The following is an 18,855-nucleotide window of genomic DNA, read 5'->3' on the forward strand; positions in this document are numbered from 1 at the left end:
ATTTTGGGCCCGAAGAGAGCATGGGTATTCCTGGCCGTTCGGCAAAGCGTTTGACCGGTTAGCGACAAGCAGACGAAACTAAATTGACCGAGCGACACGAACAGGGGATCCGGGCGGCCTGAAAGGCGACGCGTGTCGTCCGATCATCCAATTCAGTGAGCCATGCCGGGGCGATCGTGTCGGATGTCAAATCTCCGACGACGCATCGTCGCATCGATGGCTGCCGCATGTAGTCGCTGCTAGCGGTGCCGCAGGTGGATGTCGTGCGGCCGGATTGTCGTCGCTGGGATTCGCGCGGCGCCGATTTCGCGGCGCAACGGGATTTGTGCCGGAAAACGAATGGACCGTAGCTGCGGAAGTGAACGGAATTGACAGGAAGCCGACCTGCGGGAAACCGCGTTCGTCGTTCGGCTTCGGTCGGAGCAGATTCGGGAGGCGTGCTGGCACGGCATCCCCGACGCTGCGAGGCGACTCGTCAACCAGTGCACATGCGGCTCCATCCGTTCGGGTGGTTTGCCGAGATCCGACCGCGGCGCGGAGTCCAGAACGGTAGGACGCAGGTGATGGGGGACGAACAGCCAGGCGGCCTACTCAGGGCGCCCCGGGAACGGCAGCCGGTGGGGCTCCTTGAGCTCTTCTTCGACCTGGCGTTCGTCTTCGCCTTCACCCAGCTCTCCCGAAAGCTGATCTCGGAGCTGACCTGGACGGGGGCGTACCAGACCCTCGTGCTGCTCCTCTCGATGTGGTGGGTCTGGAGCCTTACGGCGTGGCTGACGAACCGGTTGGACCCTCGCCGCCCCACGGTCCAGGCGGTGGTCCTGGGCACCATGATCGCCAGTATCGCGATGGCAGCCGTTCTGGCCGACGCCTTCGACGGGCGCAGCGTTGTATTCGCGAGCGTTTACGCCGTACTCCAGATCGCGATGGCGCTCTTCTTCGCCGTCGCCCTGCCCCAACCGGAAAGACGCACCGGCTGGCGACTCCTGATCTGGTCCACCGGCACCGGCGTGCTCTGGATCGTGGGCAGTGTCACCGGCGATGCCGCACGCGCCGTGCTCTGGACCCTCGGCGCGGCGATCAACTACGCCGGGTTCACCCTCCGGTTTCCCACCCCACCGCTCGGGCGGATAACCGCACCCGAGTGGCCCGTCGCCGCCGAGCATATGGCGGAGCGGCACCGCCAACTCTTCATCATCGCCCTCGGCGAACTGATCCTCGTCACGGGGCTCACCTTCACCCGGACGGACTACACCGCCGATCGCACCGGCGCCTTCGCTGCCTCGGTCCTCACCACCGTGCTCCTCTGGAGGATCTACGTCTTCCGCGCCGGAGAACTGCTTGCCGAAGCCATCGACGTCGCGGCCGATCCGATACGGCTGGCCCGCCCCATGGCGCTCGCCCACCTGACAATGGTGGCCGGCGTGGTCGTCACCGCGGTCGGCGACGAACTCGTCATCACCCAACCGCTCGGTCGCAGCGACCCGGCGTGGGTCGCCGTCCTCGTCGGCGGACCCGCGCTGTTCATCGTGGGACGGGCCCTCCTGGAACACACGGTCTTCGGTCGGGTTTCGCCAGACCGACCGATCGCCCTGCTCATCCTGCTCGGGCTGGCGGCGCCGCTGCTGTTCGCCCCACCGCTGCTGGCCGCTGTCGCCGTCGCCGCGGTCCTCGCCGCCATCGTCCTCTCCGATGCGCGGGACGCGCGGAAGCACCCGCCAGCCGCACCACGGGACAGACGGCCGTAGCGGGACCCGGACCCCGCGTGACAGGCCCCCGGGTCCGGATGATCCGCCTGCAATCGCTGACCCTCGGCCATCAACGTTCAATGATTCGGCGCTAAGCTGCCTCCGTGGAGCAAGAAGACCGGATTGCCCTTTTCCTCGACTACGAGAACCTCGCCCTGGGGTTCCGTGACCACCTCGGCGGGACGGCCTTCGACTTCCGTCCCATCGCCGACGCCCTCGCCGAGCGGGGACGCGTGGTGGTACGCCGGGCGTACGCCGACTGGTCGTACTTCGACGAGGACCGGCGGATGCTCACCCGCAGCCACGTCGAACTCATCGAGATACCCCAGCGGATGGGGGCCTCCCGCAAGAACGCGGCCGACATCAAGATGGCGGTCGACGCCGTGGAGCTGGCCTTCGAGCGGGACTACATCTCGACCTTCGTGATCTGCACCGGCGACAGCGACTTCACGCCGCTGGTCCACAAGCTCCGCGAACTCAACAAGCGGGTCGTCGGCGTCGGGGTCGAGAAGTCCACCTCGGCGCTGCTGCCCCCCGCCTGCGACGAGTTCCTCTTCTACGACCGCCTCGAGGGCGTGGAGGTCCCGCCCGCCCGGTCCCGCCGTACCCGTCCCGCCGCCCCCCTGCCGAGTCAGGGGCCCCAGCAGGCCGTGCAGGAGAACGAGTCCCAGCCCGCCGTCGAGGAACCCGTACGTGACGTCGAGGCGCTCGCCGCGCTCGTGGCGCAGACGGTCGCGGGCCTGCAGGGCAGCTCCGGCGGAGAGGTGACCGCCTCCCGGCTGAAGCGGACCCTGCTGCGCAAGGATCCCACCTTCACCGAGTCCGACTACGGGTTCCGCACCTTCGGGGAGCTTCTGCGGCACCTCGCCGAGCACAACGTCGTCGAGTTGGCCGAGGGCCCCGCGAAGGGTGACCCCGAGGTGTCCCTGCCCGAGCACGGCGACCGGGAGTCGGCGTTCGGGCTGCTCCGAACCGTGGTCGCCGACGTGGCGGGCGAGGGCGGTGCGGTGGCACTCTCCGGCCTGAAGGACCAGCTCCGCCGGGCCCGGCCCGACTTCAGCGAGAAGAAGCTCGGCTACCGCAGCTTCCTGCAGTTCTGCAAGGCGGCCGCCACTGCCGGCGCCGTTCAGCTGCGGTGGAATCCCGACGCCGACGACTATCTGCTCACCCCGCAGGCGCCGTGACCGGCGCGACGCGTCCACGGGCGCCGTCGCGGCGGTGAGAGTCCACACTCGACGCCGGGGCTGAGCGGCTTCGGCGCGGCACGCCCACGGCCGGGAAAGAAGGATCGACTTCGCCCAGTCGCTGCGGCGCCGCCGACTCTGTTCACGGCTCGTTCCGGTGGGTGTCACGTCTGACGGCTGGGATGAGGGGCGCAAGGACCCCTGCCCGGAAGGCGACCCTCCACATGACGCACTCCCCGCTGCCGCGCCGCCGCTTCCTCGCCCTCGGCGGTGTCGCCGCCGGTGCGGCGATCTTCGCCGCCGACCCGGCGTCGGCGACGTCCGCCGCCTCGAACGACCGGATCACCCTGCCCGGCTACGCGTTCACCCTCGGTGTCGCGTCCGGCGACCCGACCCCCGACGGAGTCGTGCTCTGGACCCGCCTGGCGCCCGACCCGCTGGCGGGCGACGGGCTCGGCGGCATGCCTCACCGCGTTGTGAACGTGCGGTGGGAGGTGGCGGAGGACGAGCGGTTCCGCCACGTCGTGCGCCGTGGCGTGCACCGCGCGACTCCCGACTGGGCGCACTCGGTGCACGCCGAGGTGCACGGCCTGCGACCGGACCGCGTCTACTGGTACCGGTTCCGCGTCGCGGACCAGGTCAGCCCGGTGGGCCGGACCCGCACCGCGCCGCGCCCCGGCGCCGCCCTGCAGTCGTTGACGTTCGCCTACGCGAGCTGCCAGGCCTACACCGACGGTTACTTCACTGCGTACGAGCACATGGCCCGCGAGGACCTCGACCTCGTGGTGCACCTCGGCGACTACATCTACGAGGGCGGGGGAGCCGGCACCATCGGTCGCGCGCACCTCCCGGCGACGGAGACGTTCTCCCTGACGGACTACCGGATCCGGTACGCGCAGTACAAGCTCGACCCCGCGCTCCAGGCGGCGCACGCCGCCGCGCCCTGGGTGGTCGCCCCCGACGACCACGACGTCGAGAACAACTGGGCCGGTGACCATTCGCAGCCCGACACCGAGCCCGACCAGGACCCGGCCGTGTTCCGGCTCCGCCGGGCCGCCGCCTACCAGGCGTACTACGAGAACCTGCCGCTGCGCGCCGCGTCGATGCCGCGCGGCCCGGAGATGCAGGTCTACCGGCGGCTGCGCTTCGGCGACCTGCTGCAGCTCGACGTGCTCGACACCCGCCGGTTCCGCGACCAGCAGCTCACCGACCAGTCGCTGCGCTGGGACCCGAAGCGGCAGATGCTCGGCGCGAAGCAGGAGGCGTGGCTGCTGGCCGGGCTGGGGGCCTCCACCGCCCGCTGGAACGTGCTCGGCAACCAGATCTTCGCCATGGAGGCCGACCACACCGACGGCGAGCCCGAGACGTTCGGCATGGACACCTGGGACGGGTACGCCGCCGCGCGTCAGCGGCTCTTCGACGGCGTGGCCCGCCGCCACGTCGAGAACTTCATCATCATCACCGGCGACGCCCATCGGAGCGTGGCCGCCGACCTCAAGCTGGACTTCTCCGAACCGCGCTCGCGCACGATCGGCACCGAGTTCCTCGGCACGTCGATCAGCTCGGGCGGCAACGGGACCGACATGGACGCGCTCGGCGTGACGTGGCTCGCCGAGAACCCGCACATGCGATTCCACAACTCCCAGCGGGGCTATCAGGTCTGCCACCTCGGCCGCCGCGAGATGTACACGGACTACCGGGTGGTGCCCTTCGTCAACGCGCCGAACGCCCTGGTCAGCACCCGGGCCCGCGTCCACGTGCAGAGCGGGCGGCCCGGCGTGGCCCACGTCTCCGCCTAGAGCGTGTGTCAGAGTCCCTGGCCCGCCGCGGGCCGGCCAGGGACTCTGACACCCGTCCTCACCGGCGCGGTCGTCTCCGCGTCCGGCCGATCCGGCCGGACGCGGAGGGCGGCCGACCGTATTTCCTTCTCGTGCGAGTGGAACCTGAACGCCCTGGGCGGTGTCATGGGGGGTGACCGAACCGGAGGTTCCACTGGACGACGACGAGTTCGTCACGCGCGCGCAGGGCGGTGACCTGGAGGCTTACGAACTCCTGGTCGCCCGGCACACCGCGTCCGCCTACCGGACCGCGGTCCTGCTCGGCGCGGGCCCCGATGCGGAGGACGTCGTGCAGGAGGCGTTCGTGAAGGGGTACCGCAAGCTCGCCCGCTACCGGGGAGAGGCGTCCTTCCGGTCGTGGCTGCTGGCCATCGTGGCCAACGAGACCCGCAACCTGCACCGTTCCCGCACCCGCCGCGACGGCCTCCTCCTGCGGGCGGCGGCCGCCGACCCCGACTCGGAGGTCACCGGGGACAGCGCCGTGAGCGCCGTGCTCGCCGCGGAGCGCCGGGCGATGCTGGTGGAGGCGCTGCGCCGGCTGCCGGCGAAGGACCGCGAGGTGATCGTCTGCCGCTTCTTCCTCGATCTCAACGAGGAGGAGACGGTGACCACGCTCGGTTGGCCGCGCGGCACGGTGAAGTCTCGTACGTCGCGGGCGCTCGCGAAGCTACGCGCCATGCTCGACCTCCAGGAGGTTCGCCATGGATGACCTGGAGAGGGAGCTGCGCGACCTGTCGCCGTGGCTGCGTACCCCGGACGCGCCGGAGCTGACCGGTCGCGTGCGGGCCCGGATCGCCGCGCCCGCACCGTGGTGGCGGAGGTGGCGCTACTACCTCGCCCCCGTGCTCGTCGTCCTGCTCGTCGCGCTGCTGCCGCCGGGGCGGGCCGCGCTCGCGGACGCCGTGGCGGGGGTGCTGCGCTTCGCCGGCGTCGACATCGCCACGGTGCCCGGATCGCCACCGTCCGCCGACGCCCCTTCGCCGTTGCCGTCCCAGCTGTCACTCTCGCTGGCGGAGGCCCAACGTCAGGTGCGCTTTCCGTTGCGCGTACCGGCCGGGCTGGGCCCGCTCGACGAGGTGCTGGTGGCCGACCCCGACAACACGGGCGCATGCCGGGTGGCGACGCTCGTCTTCCAAGGCGGAGCGGTGCGTCTGGACACCTTCGACGGTCGGATCGACCCGGTCTACCTGAAGCGGGTCACCGAGCCGGGGACCGAGTGGGTGCGGGTCGACGGCGCGTTCGCCGTCTGGGTCGTGGGCCCGCACGACCTGACCTACGTGGACCGCACCGGCGTGACGCGGGTGCAGACCGCTCGGCTCGCCGCGTCGACCCTGATCTGGGAGGAGGCCGGGGTGACCTACCGGTTGGAGGGCGACCTGCCCAAGGCGGAGGCGATCGGGATCGCCTCCGCGCTCTGGTAGGAGCGCCAGCCGCTCGCCGTCGAAAGCGGGCTCGGCCACGGAACCGTAGGCGCGTTCCCGGTGTCTGGACAGTGGCGGGCAGTTGCCGAGCCACCGGCGGGTCGGGCGTTCGACGGGAGGGCGAGATGGGTCCGTGGAAGAGGTTCCTGCTACCGGCGTCGGTGATCCTGCTGGCCGGGTGCACCACGACGGGTGGGCCGACCAGCGCCGCCTCCCCGCCGGTGCCGACAGCCGCTGGAAGCGGCGCGGCCGGCTGCGGCTCGCGGGTCGAGACCGGGCCGCTGCCCGAGTGGGCCCGTACGGGCTTCAGCGGCGACGCCCGGATGCCGCACGTCATGGGGGAGAACGGTGACATCGTCGCGGCGCTCTTCGGCCATCCGCTGCGGGTGACTCGCGAGGACGGGTCGAGTAACAAGATCCTCTGGGTCTCGCGTGCTGCCGGCACGTCGCCCGATCCGGCGTCCTCGCCCGCCCTGGAGATCACCGCGACGCTGGATGGCACCGACACGCGGGTCTCCCGGGAGGTCGCCGGTGGTCCGGGGCCGTCGATCATCGACCTGCCGCAGGCGGGCTGCTGGCACCTCGAACTCCGCTGGTCCGGGCGGACCGACACGGTCGATCTGGTGTACGCGCCGGAGTAGGCCGGACACCGTGGACGCCCCGGTCGGCGGCCGGGGCGTCCACGAGGTGCGCCGGGCGGTTTCCAGGGCGCGACGGTCACGAGCGGGCGAAGCCGCCCTTCGGCGCGATGAGCTCCAGGTTCGTGCCGTCGGGATCGTTGAAGTACGCGACCTCGGTGCCGAGCGCCTCCACCGGGTACACCTCGCCCTCAGTGAACGTGTACGGGCGGCCGAGGAACTCGAATCCGGCGTCGCGCATGCGGTCGTAGACGGCGGAGACGTCGTCGACCTTGAAGCAGAGGTGCATGGAGCCCGGGCGGTTCGCGGCCGGCTCCGACCGGTCGCCGATCGGGTCCTGGAACTGGATCAGGTCGATGCCGAGGTTGTCCAGGTTGAAGGTGGCGTAACGCAGCTTCGTCGTCGGCAGCCCCTGGGACTGAGCGAACCCGGGGCCGTGCATGTTCTCGTCCCGGACCACCGGTTCGACGCCGAGAAGGGCCTGGTAGAACGCGACCGATCGGTCGAGATCGCTGACCGCGATCCCCACGTGGGCGGCCTCCCGCAGGCCGATGGACACCGTCGAGGGGTTTGGCGTGCTGGTCACTTCGGGATCTCCTCAGGGGTACGTTCGCACGGCCGGCAATTCGCCGCGTCTGGGGTCGTACCCAGCAGCTCCTGGCCTATACCCATGCCTCGGAACGACCCGCACATTTCCCGCCGCGTTGATCAGGTGTTCGGTCGGCGGGCATCGCTGCGCGGCGGAGGTGACTTCGTGTGATCGGTTGATTGCCATACGTGTTTTCGGGTGACATCGTGCGGCAATGAACGCCTCCGGCCCGGAACTCGCTGTCGAGCTGCGTCACCCCTTCCACACCGATGCCGACGGCGTCCTCCGCCCTCGGGGACCCGAGAAGCACCCCTACTACGCCCGGTTCGCCGCCGCCGGCCCGCCGGTGGTGCCGGTGGTCCGCCAGGTGGCCGGCGAGCCGCTCCCGGCACTGCTGATCTGCCGGTACGCCGACGTCCGGGAGGTGCTGCGCCGGCAGGACGTCTTCTCCCGCGCCGCCGCCGTACCCGACGACCAGGTCGACGTGACGGGGACGATGCTCGGCATGGACGGCCCACAGCACGCCCGGGTCCGCGGCACCGTGAAGGACGCCTTCACCGCGACCGCGGTGTCCCGGCTGAGCGCCGCCGTGCGGGCCGGCGCCGAGGCACACCTGGCCACGCTGACCGCCGGTGAACGCCCCGCCGACCTGGTCCGGGACTTCGCCGTCCCGTTCACCCTGGACGTGATCTGCGATCTGCTCGGCCTGCCCCGCGAGGACCGGATCCAGTTCCGGCGGTGGGGCGACATGTTCCTCGGATCCGGCGACCTCAGCCGCGAGGACGCCGCCCGGTCGGCCACCGAGATGGGCGGCTACCTGTGGGACCAGTTGGAGCAGCGCCGGTCCTGCCCCGCCGGCGACCTGATGAGCCGGATCGCCGCCGGCGCGGCCGACCAGCCGATGGACGTCCAGATCAAGCTGCCGATCTCGCTGGTGGTGGGGGGCTGGGAGACCGCCGCCAGCTCGATCGCCACCTTCGTGTACGTGCTGCACACCCGCCCCTACCGCGACGGCCGGACGGGCTGGGAGCACCTGATTGCGCACCCGGAGCAGGTGGACGCCGCCGTCACCGAGCTGGAGCGGCTCTACTCCACCGCCAACGGCGACGACATGCCGCGCCGGGTGCTCGCCGACGTGCGGTTGCCCAGCGGCGTGCGGCTGGCCGAGGGAGACCTCGTCATCCCGTCGCACGACGCGGCGAACCGTGATCCGGAGGTCTTCCCCGATCCGGAGCGGATGGACTTCGACCGGCACCCGAACCCGCACCTCTCCTTCGGGTACGGCCCGCACTACTGCATCGGAGCGCACCTGGGCGCGCTCGAGGTGCGCACCGCCGTGGCGTTGCTGCTGGCCGAACTTCCCCGGCTGCGGCTCGCGGTCGCGCCGGACGAGGTGCCGTGGAAGGCCGGACACGCCATCCTGGGTCCGGCCGCGCTGCCGGTGACCTGGTGAACCGGTGACCTCCCGCCGCACGTCGGCGGGCCGGCCGCGCCGGCGCGACGTCGACGCGCGCCCGAGCGTCGACCGTCAGAGGGCCAGCAGGACGGTCATCCCGACGTAGGTGGCCAGGAGCATCACTCCCTCGAACCCCAGGCGGCCCCACCCGCAGGTCTGCCGGATGAGCAGACCGCCGAGGAGCGTCGCGGTCATGAAGAGGCTGGTGGTGGTGGCGAGCAGCTCCGCGGGGCCGGCGCTGTGGTAGATCGAGCCCTCCTGGTAGGCGATGTCGCCGGCGACGAGGGTCAGCACGTCGAGGATGTTCCCGCCGAGCACGGCGGCGATGGCCAGGGTCACCGCGCCTCGGCGTACCGCGGCCACGGCGGTGACGGTCTCCGGCAGCGCGTTCACGATGCCCATCAGGACGCCGCCGACGAACCCCGAGCTGAGCCCCGTGACGTTGACGATGCTCTCGGCGGCGAGGGCGACCAACCAGCCGCCCGCGGCGACGAGCAGGCCGACGGCGGCGAAGCGGGTCCACAGCCAGCGCGGTGAGTGCCGGTTGAGCGGGTTCTCGTTGTGCGGGACGTCGGGCTGCGTCTCGGAGGTGGCGATCGCCTGCCACATGGGTGCCGCGCCGGCGCGCCGGATGAGGACCAGCCCACCGACGTACACGCCGACGATGACGGCGGACATGGGGTCGACGCCCACGACAGTCGCCTCCGGCACGTAGCTGGCCAGCAGGGCGAGGGCGAGCAGCGCGATGAGCAGGCAGCCGGAGAGCAGGTTCGACACGGAGGCGGCCGCGTGCTCCAGATTGGCGCGGCGGTGGAACGCGTCGGCGACGGCGACGGCGGTGGTCTGGGCGGCGATCCCGCCGACGGCGTTGCTGTAGCCGAGGCTGGCCTCGCCGCTGGCGGCGGTGACGATCGTCATGATGATGCCGGACAGGCCGGTGACGATGCCGAAGAAGACCACCCCGAAGAGCGCCTCGCCCCAGCCGGTGCGGTCGGCGAGCGCGTCACCCAGGCCGGCCAGGCGGATGCTGCCGGCGACCGTGATCGCCCCGGCGATGAGGAACACCGCGGCGCTGAACGGCAGCGGCCAGGGGAGGGCGGTCGGGTCCGGCACCGGCCGGTTCTTCCCCGAAGCGCGGCGATGATGCCTCGATGGTTCCGATGTCCGGCTGCGCCCGGGTTGCGGCGAGCGCTCGCGCGGTGGGCGGCGGCGACCAGCGCCGTCATCACACTGCGCCCGGCGGACAAATCATCTATTGTCAGAATTGCTCACGTTCATCCGTACGCGGTCCGCGCACCCGGACCGACGGCAGGCCCGGCCGACCGCACCGCGCCGCCGCCACCGGTGGCGCCGTCGACCGACCGCCTGCCCGACGTCACCGAAGTGGTGAGACGCGGGACCTGCTCCGCCGGGCAAAGGCCCGGGGAGCGGACCCAGTCGGATCCGGCACCGGGGCGACCGGACAGCGCGCTCGTCAGGGGCCGATTCGACCGGCGCCGCGAGCCGGAGACATGCGCGGGCGGCGGAAGCCGCCGGCCCATGAGCCGACACACGGGGGAGCGGTCATGGCCCACTCAAGTCCGCAGAGCACCAGACCGACGAAAGGCCGCTGGGGCCTCGTCGCCGCCGCGGTGCTCGTCCAGCTCGCACTCGGCGCGGTGTACGCGTGGAGCGTCTTCAACGAGCCGCTGCAGCAGCAGTTCGGCTGGAGCAAGACACAGGTGGTGCTGCCGTTCACGGTGGCGATCGGCACGATCTTCATCGGCAGCCTGATCGGCGGCCGCATCCAGGACCGGCGCGGACCGAGACCGGTCGCGCTGGGCGGCGGTGTCCTCTACGGCGTCGGGAACATCCTGGCCTCGCTCACCTCCTCCAGCGACCAGCTCTGGCTGCTCGTGGTCACCTACGGGGTGATCGGCGGAATCGGCCTCGGCGCCGTCTACATCACGCCGATCGCCATGCTCTCGAAGTGGTTCCCGGACCGGCGGGGCCTGATCACCGGCATCGCCGTCGCCGGGTTCGGCTTCGGCGCCGTGATCGTCGCCCCGGTCGCCAAGGCGCTGCTGGGCGGCACCGACGACAAGACCAGCGTGTTCCTGCCACTGGGTATCGCGTACCTCATCGCCGTCCTGCTCGGGGCGTCCACCTTCCGGAACCCGCCCCCGGGCTATCACGTGCCCGGCTTCGTCCCGAAGACCGGCGGCCGTGCGGTGGCCGGCACCCGGGTCTACACCCTCGGCGAGGCGCTCCGCACGCGGCAGTGGTACCTGCTCACCGGGATCCTGACCCTCAACGTCACCTGCGGTATCGCGCTGATCTCGCAGGCGGCCGACGCCGCGCAGACGATCACCGGGGTGACCGCCGCGACCGCCGCGACGATGGTCGGCATCCTCGGCCTCTTCAACGGCGCCGGCCGGGTGGCCTGGGCGTGGCTGTCCGACCGGATCGGCCGGATGACGGCGTTCCTCGGGATGCTGGTGCTGCAGGCGATCTGCTTCTTCATCCTGCCGCACGCGGGGGCGTTCGCGGTCTTCGCCGTCCTCGCCGCGCTGGTCTACCTCGCCTACGGCGGCGGCTTCGGCACGATGCCGGCGACGGCGGCCGACTACTTCGGCACCCCGAACGCGGGCGCCGTCTACGGCGCGATGATCATCGCGTGGAGCATCGGCGGCGTGGTCGGCCCGCTGATCCTCTCCGGGCTGTTCGAGGCGAGCGGCGAGAGCTACACGCTCCCGTTCACGGTCATCGCGATCATCGCGCTGGTGGCCCTGGTCCTGCCGCCGATCACCAAGCTGCCGACCCCGCCCAGCGGACCGCGACCGCACAGCGAGGTCACCGGCCCCTGACGGCGCGACAGGCGTCGACAGCCCGCCGGCCCGTGGCGTCCCCACGGGCCGGCGAGGCCGTCAGTAGCGCAGCGCCCGCAGGTTGGCGTAGCTGTCGCAGGCCGACGAGACGCCGTCCGGACGGGGGCTGTCGTTCTCGGTCAGGTAGTACTCGACGCCGGCCACCCCGCTGTAGGCGAAGATCCGGGCGAAGTCGATGGTCCCCTCGCCCACGTCGGCGAACGAGCCGTCGGCGGCCAGGTCCTTGACGTGGAAGAGTGAGAACCGGCCCGGGTACTGCTGGATCAGCTGCACCGGATCCACCCCGACGCTGGCCGCCCAGTACAGGTCCAGCTCCATCGCCACCAGCCGCGGGTCGGTCTCCCGGACCAGCACGTCGTAGCCGCGTACGCCGTCCTGCTCGGTGAACTCGAACCCGTGGTTGTGGTACGCCACCGTGATGCCCGCCTGCTTCAGCCGGGCGCCGACGGTGTTGAGCGTCGCCGCGACGCGGGAGTAGTCGGCGAGGCCCCACGATCCCGAACCCGAGATCCGCACGTACTTCGCGCCGAACGCGCGGGCGTCGGCGATGACGCCGTCGAGGTTGTTCTCCAGGTCGCCGAGACCGATGCCGAGGGACGGCACGGTGAGACCGGCCCCGGCCACCAGCGGCGCGAGCTGCGCGGCGGTCTTTCCGTAGAAGTTGTTCACCGCCCCGGAGGGCTCGGCGTTGCGGTAACCGCAGCCGACGAGCGCGGCCAGGGTGGTCTCCGGCGCGGTCGGCATGGTGGCGCGGACCGTGTAGAGGACCAGGCCGATCCGCCGGTCGGATACGGCGCGGGTGTGGGTTACCCACTGTCGCTTGCCGACGTCGGAGCGGGCGGCGGCCAGCAGGATGCGCAGCTGCTCCGTCGAGGAGATGACACCGTCCCGCCTGGCCGAGGCGGTGAGCCGGGTGACGGTCAGCAGGAAGGTGCCGTGGCTGGCGAAGGGCGCCTCGGCCCAGACGGCGTCCATGATCGTGCAGCCGTCACCGAGTTCACGGTTCGGCACGCCCGAATCGGCCCGATCCCGGCCGAAGAAGACCGTGCCCGCCGAGGTGTAGCCCCACGGGCAGGCGTCCGCGGTCTGTTCCTGGACGGCGGGCGTGCGCCCGCTCTGGGCGGCGGACGCCGCGGGTGGCGCGAGCGGCAGCAGCGCCGCGGCGATCGACGCGGCGAGCAGGGGCCGTACGAGTCGTGTTCGAAACGGACGGGCGGCGGTTCGGTCCATGCTCTCTCCCAGGGTGGTGGACGCGGAGTTGGACATCGGGGGCGGGCGGCGGGCCTGCCGGCGCGGTCGGGGCGGCGGGACAGCGGGAGCGCGGCGGTGCCGGGCCGGTGGTGGCGGGGCGAGGGCCCGTCCCGCCACCACCGGACACTCAGTTCACCGTGACGACGACGGTCGAGGCCATCGTCGCCCCGAGGCTGTCGGTGACGGTCAGCCGCGCGGTGTAGGTGCCGGCCCGGGCGTACGTGTGGTCGGCCGAGGCGGCGTGCACGACGGGGGTGTTGTCGCCGAAGTCCCAGACGTGGTCGACGATGGTGCGTCCGGCGGCCGGGGACGCGGAGCCGCTGAACGTCACCGGCAACGGAGCCGTTCCCGCCGTGGGCGTAGCCGTGGCCGAGAGGGTGGCGTCGGTCTGCTCGCGTACGCCGGCGCCGTTGAAACGCAGCCAGTCCAGCGCCATCAGGTCGGGGGTGCCCCCGGTCTGGTTCGGGTTGACGAAGACCAGGTGCAGGGTGGTCGTCCGGCCCGGGTCGGTCAGCTCGACCGTGGGCGAGACGAGGTTGTCCCACCCGCCGGTGCCGCCGATGGTGGCCCGGCCGAGCAGCTCACCGGTGGGGGAGTCGGCCCGGAACTCGACGTCGCCGCCGCCGCTTCCCGAGGCGACGCCGAGGGTGACCGAATCGATGCCGCGCAGGTTGACCGGGCCGAAGTTGATCCACTCCCCGGTGTCGATGTCGCCGACCCGCTTGCCGGCGCTGGCCGTGGGACGGTCGAGCACCTGGATGCCGCTCTGGCCGTCGAAGTGCTCGGCCTCCTTGCTCCTGATCTGCAGCTCCGCCTTCGTCGAGCCGACCAGCTCCGGCGCGCCCGCGGCACCACCGTCGGTGTACTGCGCGGTGAGCACCGTGTAGAGGTTCTGCCCCGGCCCGTGCCCGTCACCGCCGTTGGTCTCGGTCACGGCCACTCCGCTGCAGCCGATGTAGTTGTCCATCGGGTGGGTGTGCGAGTCGTGCCCGAGCTGGGTCTGCACGACCACCTTCGAGCAGTCGACGGCGCCGTCCTCCGGGTCGTCGACCGTCACCGTGTAGGGGATCCGGTCACCGAACTCGAAGAACGCCCCGTCCGGCACGCTGAGCGTCACCGTGGGGCGGGTGTTACCGGCGGTGATCTCCTGCACCGCCACGGCGGTCTGCCCGTTCGTGGCGGTGACGGTGAGCCGGGCGGTGAAACGACCGGGCGTGCTGTACGTGTGGCTCGCGTTCGCGGCGGTGGAGTCCGTAGTGCCGTTCCCGTCGAAGTCCCACGCGTACTCGATCGCCGTGCCGTCCGGGCCGGCGGAGCCCTCGCTGGAGAAGGCGACGGTCAGCGGCGCGGGCCCGCTGTCCTGGTCGACGGCGAGCCGGGCCACCGGGGGCCGGCTGTGCGCGACGTAGTCGATGCGGTAGATGCCGGCGCCCTCGTTGCTGCCACCCCGGCCGCTCCCGCTGCCCTCACCGAAGTCGATGACGTACAGGGAGCCGTCGGGACCGAACTCCGCGTCGAAGGGCTGGATCCACGACATGTTGCCGAGCACGCCGTTGATCGACTGCAGGTCACCCGGCCTGGTCGGGCCGAAGCGGGGGTCGCGGAAGCGCTGCGAGGTCTCGTGGATCGAGACCGTCTTGAACCACTTGCGAGTCAGCTCGTAGACGAACCACTTCTCCTCGAAGTGCTGCGGGAACTTCGTCACCCGGGGGTTGGCCGGGTCGTAGTCGTACACCGGGCCGCTCATCGGGCCGCCGCCGCCCGTGCCGAGCTCCGGGAACTCCGCCGAGGCCGAGTAGGCGTACCAGATCAGCGCCGGCTTCGCCGCCGGGAGCCGGGTCAGGCCGGTGTTGTTGGGGGAGTCGTTGACCAGGGCGGCGCAGTCGAAGACCGGCCGCGAGGTGCTGGTGGCGAAGTCGTAGTCGTTGAACGGCGTGTTGTCGCCGACGCAGTACGGCCAGCCGTAGTTCCCGGCCCGGGTGATCCGGTTGTACTCGACGGTCCCCTCGGGCCCGCGGCTCGGGTTGGCCGACCTGGCGTCCGGTCCGTAGTCGGCGACCAGCAGCGCGCCGCTGTTCGGGTCGACGGTGATGCGGAACGGGTTCCGCATGCCCATCGCGTACACCTCGGCCCGGGTGCGCGGGGTGCCCGGCTTGAACAGGTTGCCCTTCGGGATGGCGTACGTGCCGTTGGGCCGGGGCGTGATCCGCAGGATCTTGCCGCGCAGGTCGTTGGTGTTGCCGGCGGTGGCCTGCGCGTCGAACGCGCGGCGGCCGTCCCGCTCGTCGATCGGGGTGAAGCCGCCGGACTCGAAGGGGTCGGTGTTGTCGCCGATCGCCGCGTACAGGTTGCCCTGCCGGTCCATCGTCAGCGAGCCGCCCATGTGCGAGTTGGCGCGGGCCTCACCGCGCCAGGTCGGGATGGTGAGCAGCCGCTTCTCCGAGTCGAGGCTGATGCTGTCGCCGTCGACGGTGAACCGGGACAGGTTGAGCTGCTTCTCCACCTTGTCGGACCAGAGCAGGTAGAGCCAGTTGGTCCGGGCGAAGTTGCGGTCCAGCGTGAGACCGAGCAGGCCGTCGGACTGGCTGGTCTGCTCCGGGGTGTAGGCGAAGTCGATGAGCGTGGTGACGGCGAGGCTCTCCTGGTCGACGACCTTCAGGGCCCCGGTGCGCTCGATGTAGAAGACCCGGCGGTCCGGCGCGACGGCGAGCTCGAACGGGTCGGAGAGGTCCTGGTTGACCAGGGGGATCCGCTCGAAGTTGTCGGTCCGGCTCGCGCCGCAGTCACCATGGACGGCGCCGGCCGCCCAGCGGATGCCACCGAGCAGGTGCTTGAGGAAGGCCTGCTCGCCGAAGGACGAGGAGGCGTGCCCACCGGCGGTGTACCAGGAGCGGCCGCCGTCGTAGTTCTGGCACCACGAGTACGGGTGGTCGACCCCTTCGTCGAGGCCGGGAATGCCGTCGCGCACCTTGATCTGCGCGAGGGTGTGCACCTGGCCCGTCGGGTTGGTCCGCCAGTTGTACCACTCCTCGCTGCGCTCCCAGAGCTCCGGCAGATCCCTGGTGGAGGGGTGGGCATGGTCGAGCACCTTGATCCGGCCGGGGAAGGTGCCGCCGGTGGCGGAGAAGTCCGGATGGTTGTCGAAGACGGCCCCCACCAGGCCCCCGTACCAGTCCCAGTCGCGTTCGCCCGCCGACGCGGCGTGCAGGCCGACCCAGCCGCCGCCGCCGCGGACGTACCGCTGCAACGCGGCCCGCTGGTCGGCGTCGAGCAGGTCGCCGGAGTCCGGTGTGGAGCTGGTGTTGTTGAAGACCAGGGTGTCGAACCGCGCCAGGTTGGCGTCGGTGAGGGCGGCGGCGTCGTCGGTCGCCTCGACCGCGAAGCCATGTCGTGCGCCGAGCTTGCGGATGGCGGCGATGCCGGCGGGGATCGAGTCGTGGCGCTGGTCCGTGGCCTTGGAGAAGACCAGTACGCGGAACGAGGCGCCGGTGGTGGCTGCCGCGTTCGCGGTGCTGGTCACGGCGCTCGTCACCAGCAGGGTGACGGCCGTGAGCAGGGCGAGGACCAGCTGGCGTTGGCGTCTCATGCACGCGCTCCTAAACGGGACGGGAGTCGGAAAGCGCTTTCCAGCCGGTGTACAACACTAGAAGACTCATTCCGATCGGTCAATGCGCACGCAGGCCTGTCTCGGCGAGGTGCCGGACGTGCTCGAATCGCGTACGCATTGGCATCGGTCTTAGCCCCAAGGAGTCGGGGAGCCGTTGACGGAGCTGCCGGGTGTCGTTACGGTCGAGTGAATCAACTCGGGAAAGCCCTTTCCGCGACGTCAGACGGGCCGCCCGCAGGACCGCCCCCCGCTGTCGTCCGACATCGAGCAGGAGTGCCCGTGCCACAGCGAGCGGCCGACCGCAGCGCCGACCCGGTCACGGACGATCAGCCCGGGGCCGCACCGGCGGCGGCGCTCCCGACCGGCGGCTCATCGGCCGGCGACGGCTCGCGGCCCGTTGCGGGCCTCGGCACCCGGCTGGCGCGCCTGCTCGACGCGCTCTGGCGACCCGCGCTGCTGCTCGCCGCGCTCTTCGCCGGCTGGTGGTTCGTCGCCGAGCGCGAGTACATGCCGAACTACCTGGTGCCCACCCCCGGCCAGGTCTGGGAGACCATGACCGAGGACTGGTCGTTCCTGATGCGCAACACCTACGTGACCTTGTACGAGACCGTCCTCGGCTTCGTCCTCGCCGCGCTGCTCGGTCTCGGCACCGCCATCTTGATCGTCTACTCCCGCACCATGGAGAAGGCCGTCTACCCGGTCGTCCTCTTCGCACAGGTCATTCCGAAGATCGCGATCGCGCCGCTGCTCGTCGCGTGGTTCGGGGTGGGGCTCACGCCGAAGATCGTGCTGGCCGTGCTCATCGCGTTCTTCCCGGTCGTCATCTCCGGTGTGGCCGGGCTGCGCTCCACCGACCCGGAGCTGCTCGACCTCTCCGCCACGATGGGCGCCGGGCCGTGGAAGACGTTCCGCAAGATCCGGTTCCCCAATGCGTTGCCGCACCTGATGTCCGGGCTCAAGGTCGCCGTGACCCTCGCCGTCGTCGGCGCGGTCGTCGGGGAGTTCGTCGGCGGCGAGGAGGGCCTCGGCTACGTGCTGCTGGTGGCGAACGGCAACCTGGACGCCGCGCTGCTCTTCGCCGACCTGTTCCTGATGTCGCTGATCGGCATCGTGCTCTTCGCCGTCGTCGAGATCGCCGAGGCGCTGCTCATTCCGTGGCACGCCAGCCGACGCGGCGGCGTTCCGCTCGCCACGTCCTGAACCGCGTACCCACCCGCCCCCGCCGGATGCTCCAGGAGGCAACACCCATGAGACGTCTCGCAACCACGGCCGTCGCGCTCCTGCTGCTGGGATCGGTCGCCGCGTGTGGCAACGACGGCGAGCGACCGACGACCGCCGACGGCAAGAAGAAGGTGACCCTGACCCTCAACTGGGTGCCCTACGGCGAGCACGCCCCCTTCTACTACGGACTGCAGAAGGGCTACTACGACGCCGAGGGCATCGAGCTCACCATCAGCGCCGGCGGCGGCTCCGGCAAGACCATCCAGGCGGTGGCGCAGGAGCAGACCGACTTCGGGTGGGCGGACACCCCGCCGCTGCTCAAGGGGATCGCCAGCGGCATGAAGGTCAAGAGCGTCGGGGTCTTCCTGCAGAAGGGCCCCGCGTCGATCGAGTTCCTCGCCGACAAGGGCATCAAGTCGCCCGCCGACCTCAAGGGCAAGACGGTGGGCGGCACACCGGGCGACGCCATCTACGCGACCTTCCCCGCCTGGCTCAAGGCCAACGGCCTGGCCGAGTCGGACGTCAAGGTGGTCAACCTCGACGCCGCCGGCAAGATCGCCGCGCTCGCCGAGGGTCGCGTCGACGCGATCCAGGGCTTCTTCCACGACCAGGCGCCCACCATCGAGGCGCGCACCGGCAAGGACGTCGACTACCTGCTCTACGCCGACTGGGGAATGAACATGCTCGGCACCGGGCTCGTCGTGCACGAGCAGACCCTGAGCGAGGACCCGGACCTCGTCCGGGCCTTCACCCGCGCCACCCAGCGCTCCTGGGCCGAGGCCGCCAAGGACGTCCCCGGCGCCACCGACGCCATGGCGGAGCTGGCCGAGAACGAGCCCGACAAGCCGGTGCTCGTCGAGCAGCTGACGCTCGCCGTGCCGCTGCTCGACCTCGACGCCGGCGGCGCGCCCGGGGTCAACGCGGAGGCGAAGTGGAGCGAGACCATCGGCCTGATGAGCCGGTACGCGGGGCTCGAGAACGCGGGCGACCCGTCGACGTACTGGGACGGCTCCTACGGTGAGCAGGGGTGACGCCGGC

The 18,855-nt window shown here is 71.2% G+C and carries 14 protein-coding genes; 10 read left to right on the forward strand and 4 right to left on the reverse strand.

Annotated elements, in window-relative coordinates:
• The first annotated feature begins 617 nt into the window (after window positions 1-617).
• The 6 genes from D7147_RS10495 (at window position 618) to D7147_RS10520 (ending at window position 6,829) form a co-directional block, all read left to right on the forward strand.
• Window positions 618-1,745, forward strand: a complete 1,128-nt coding sequence (locus tag D7147_RS10495; RefSeq protein ID WP_158609337.1) for a low temperature requirement protein A — start codon at window positions 618-620, stop codon at window positions 1,743-1,745.
• 104 nt (window positions 1,746-1,849) lie between these two features.
• Window positions 1,850-2,929 carry an NYN domain-containing protein gene (locus D7147_RS10500; protein WP_120676174.1) on the forward strand — a complete coding sequence of 360 codons (1,080 nt, stop codon included), beginning with the start codon at window positions 1,850-1,852 and terminating at the stop codon, window positions 2,927-2,929.
• A gap of 224 nt (window positions 2,930-3,153) precedes the next feature.
• Window positions 3,154-4,728: an alkaline phosphatase D family protein gene (locus tag D7147_RS10505; protein WP_120676176.1), complete on the forward strand. Its 1,575-nt coding sequence runs from the start codon at window positions 3,154-3,156 to the stop codon at window positions 4,726-4,728.
• Between the two features lie 172 nt (window positions 4,729-4,900).
• Window positions 4,901-5,476 (forward strand): RNA polymerase sigma factor, encoded by a 576-nt coding sequence (locus D7147_RS10510; RefSeq protein WP_233563073.1) that lies wholly within the window; start codon window positions 4,901-4,903, stop codon window positions 5,474-5,476.
• Window positions 5,469-6,188 (forward strand): hypothetical protein, encoded by a 720-nt coding sequence (locus D7147_RS10515; protein WP_120676178.1) that lies wholly within the window; start codon window positions 5,469-5,471, stop codon window positions 6,186-6,188. The genes D7147_RS10510 and D7147_RS10515 overlap by 8 nt, the downstream gene beginning before the upstream one ends.
• Before the next feature lie 125 nt (window positions 6,189-6,313).
• A complete protein-coding gene (locus D7147_RS10520) occupies window positions 6,314-6,829 on the forward strand; it encodes a hypothetical protein (RefSeq protein ID WP_120676180.1) in 516 nt (171 codons plus the stop codon).
• Window positions 6,830-6,905: 76 nt separating this feature from the next.
• Here the strand turns inward: D7147_RS10520 and D7147_RS10525 are convergent, their stop codons facing one another.
• Window positions 6,906-7,412, reverse strand: coding sequence for a VOC family protein (locus D7147_RS10525; RefSeq protein WP_120676182.1), 507 nt, complete (start codon window positions 7,410-7,412; stop codon window positions 6,906-6,908).
• A 217-nt stretch (window positions 7,413-7,629) separates the two neighbouring features.
• On the opposite strand from D7147_RS10525, the gene D7147_RS10530 reads away from it, so the two are divergent.
• Complete coding sequence (locus D7147_RS10530) at window positions 7,630-8,868, forward strand: cytochrome P450 (protein ID WP_120676184.1); 1,239 nt, start codon at window positions 7,630-7,632, stop codon at window positions 8,866-8,868.
• Between the two features lie 75 nt (window positions 8,869-8,943).
• On the opposite strand, the gene D7147_RS10535 is transcribed toward D7147_RS10530, so the two are convergent.
• Entirely contained in the window at window positions 8,944-9,984 is a 1,041-nt protein-coding gene (locus tag D7147_RS10535; RefSeq protein ID WP_120676186.1) for a sodium:calcium antiporter, read from the reverse strand.
• 452 nt (window positions 9,985-10,436) lie between these two features.
• Between D7147_RS10535 and D7147_RS10540 the strand changes: the two genes are divergently transcribed.
• Window positions 10,437-11,717 (forward strand): L-lactate MFS transporter, encoded by a 1,281-nt coding sequence (locus D7147_RS10540; RefSeq protein WP_120676188.1) that lies wholly within the window; start codon window positions 10,437-10,439, stop codon window positions 11,715-11,717.
• Between the two features lie 60 nt (window positions 11,718-11,777).
• On the opposite strand, the gene D7147_RS10545 is transcribed toward D7147_RS10540, so the two are convergent.
• Both D7147_RS10545 and D7147_RS10550 read right to left on the reverse strand, forming a co-directional pair.
• Window positions 11,778-12,968 (reverse strand): sugar phosphate isomerase/epimerase family protein, encoded by a 1,191-nt coding sequence (locus D7147_RS10545; protein WP_120676755.1) that lies wholly within the window; start codon window positions 12,966-12,968, stop codon window positions 11,778-11,780.
• A gap of 148 nt (window positions 12,969-13,116) precedes the next feature.
• Entirely contained in the window at window positions 13,117-16,575 is a 3,459-nt protein-coding gene (locus D7147_RS10550) for a ThuA domain-containing protein (RefSeq protein ID WP_120676190.1), read from the reverse strand.
• Window positions 16,576-16,875: 300 nt separating this feature from the next.
• Between D7147_RS10550 and D7147_RS10555 the strand changes: the two genes are divergently transcribed.
• Window positions 16,876-17,796 (forward strand): ABC transporter permease, encoded by a 921-nt coding sequence (locus D7147_RS10555; RefSeq protein WP_120676757.1) that lies wholly within the window; start codon window positions 16,876-16,878, stop codon window positions 17,794-17,796.
• A gap of 47 nt (window positions 17,797-17,843) precedes the next feature.
• Window positions 17,844-18,848 (forward strand): ABC transporter substrate-binding protein, encoded by a 1,005-nt coding sequence (locus D7147_RS10560; protein WP_120676192.1) that lies wholly within the window; start codon window positions 17,844-17,846, stop codon window positions 18,846-18,848.
• Window positions 18,849-18,855: the final 7 nt, after the last annotated feature.

Origin of the sequence: Micromonospora musae (assembly GCF_003626545.1) — a bacterium.
In the GTDB taxonomy this organism is placed as follows: Bacteria; Actinomycetota; Actinomycetes; order Mycobacteriales; family Micromonosporaceae; genus Micromonospora; species Micromonospora musae.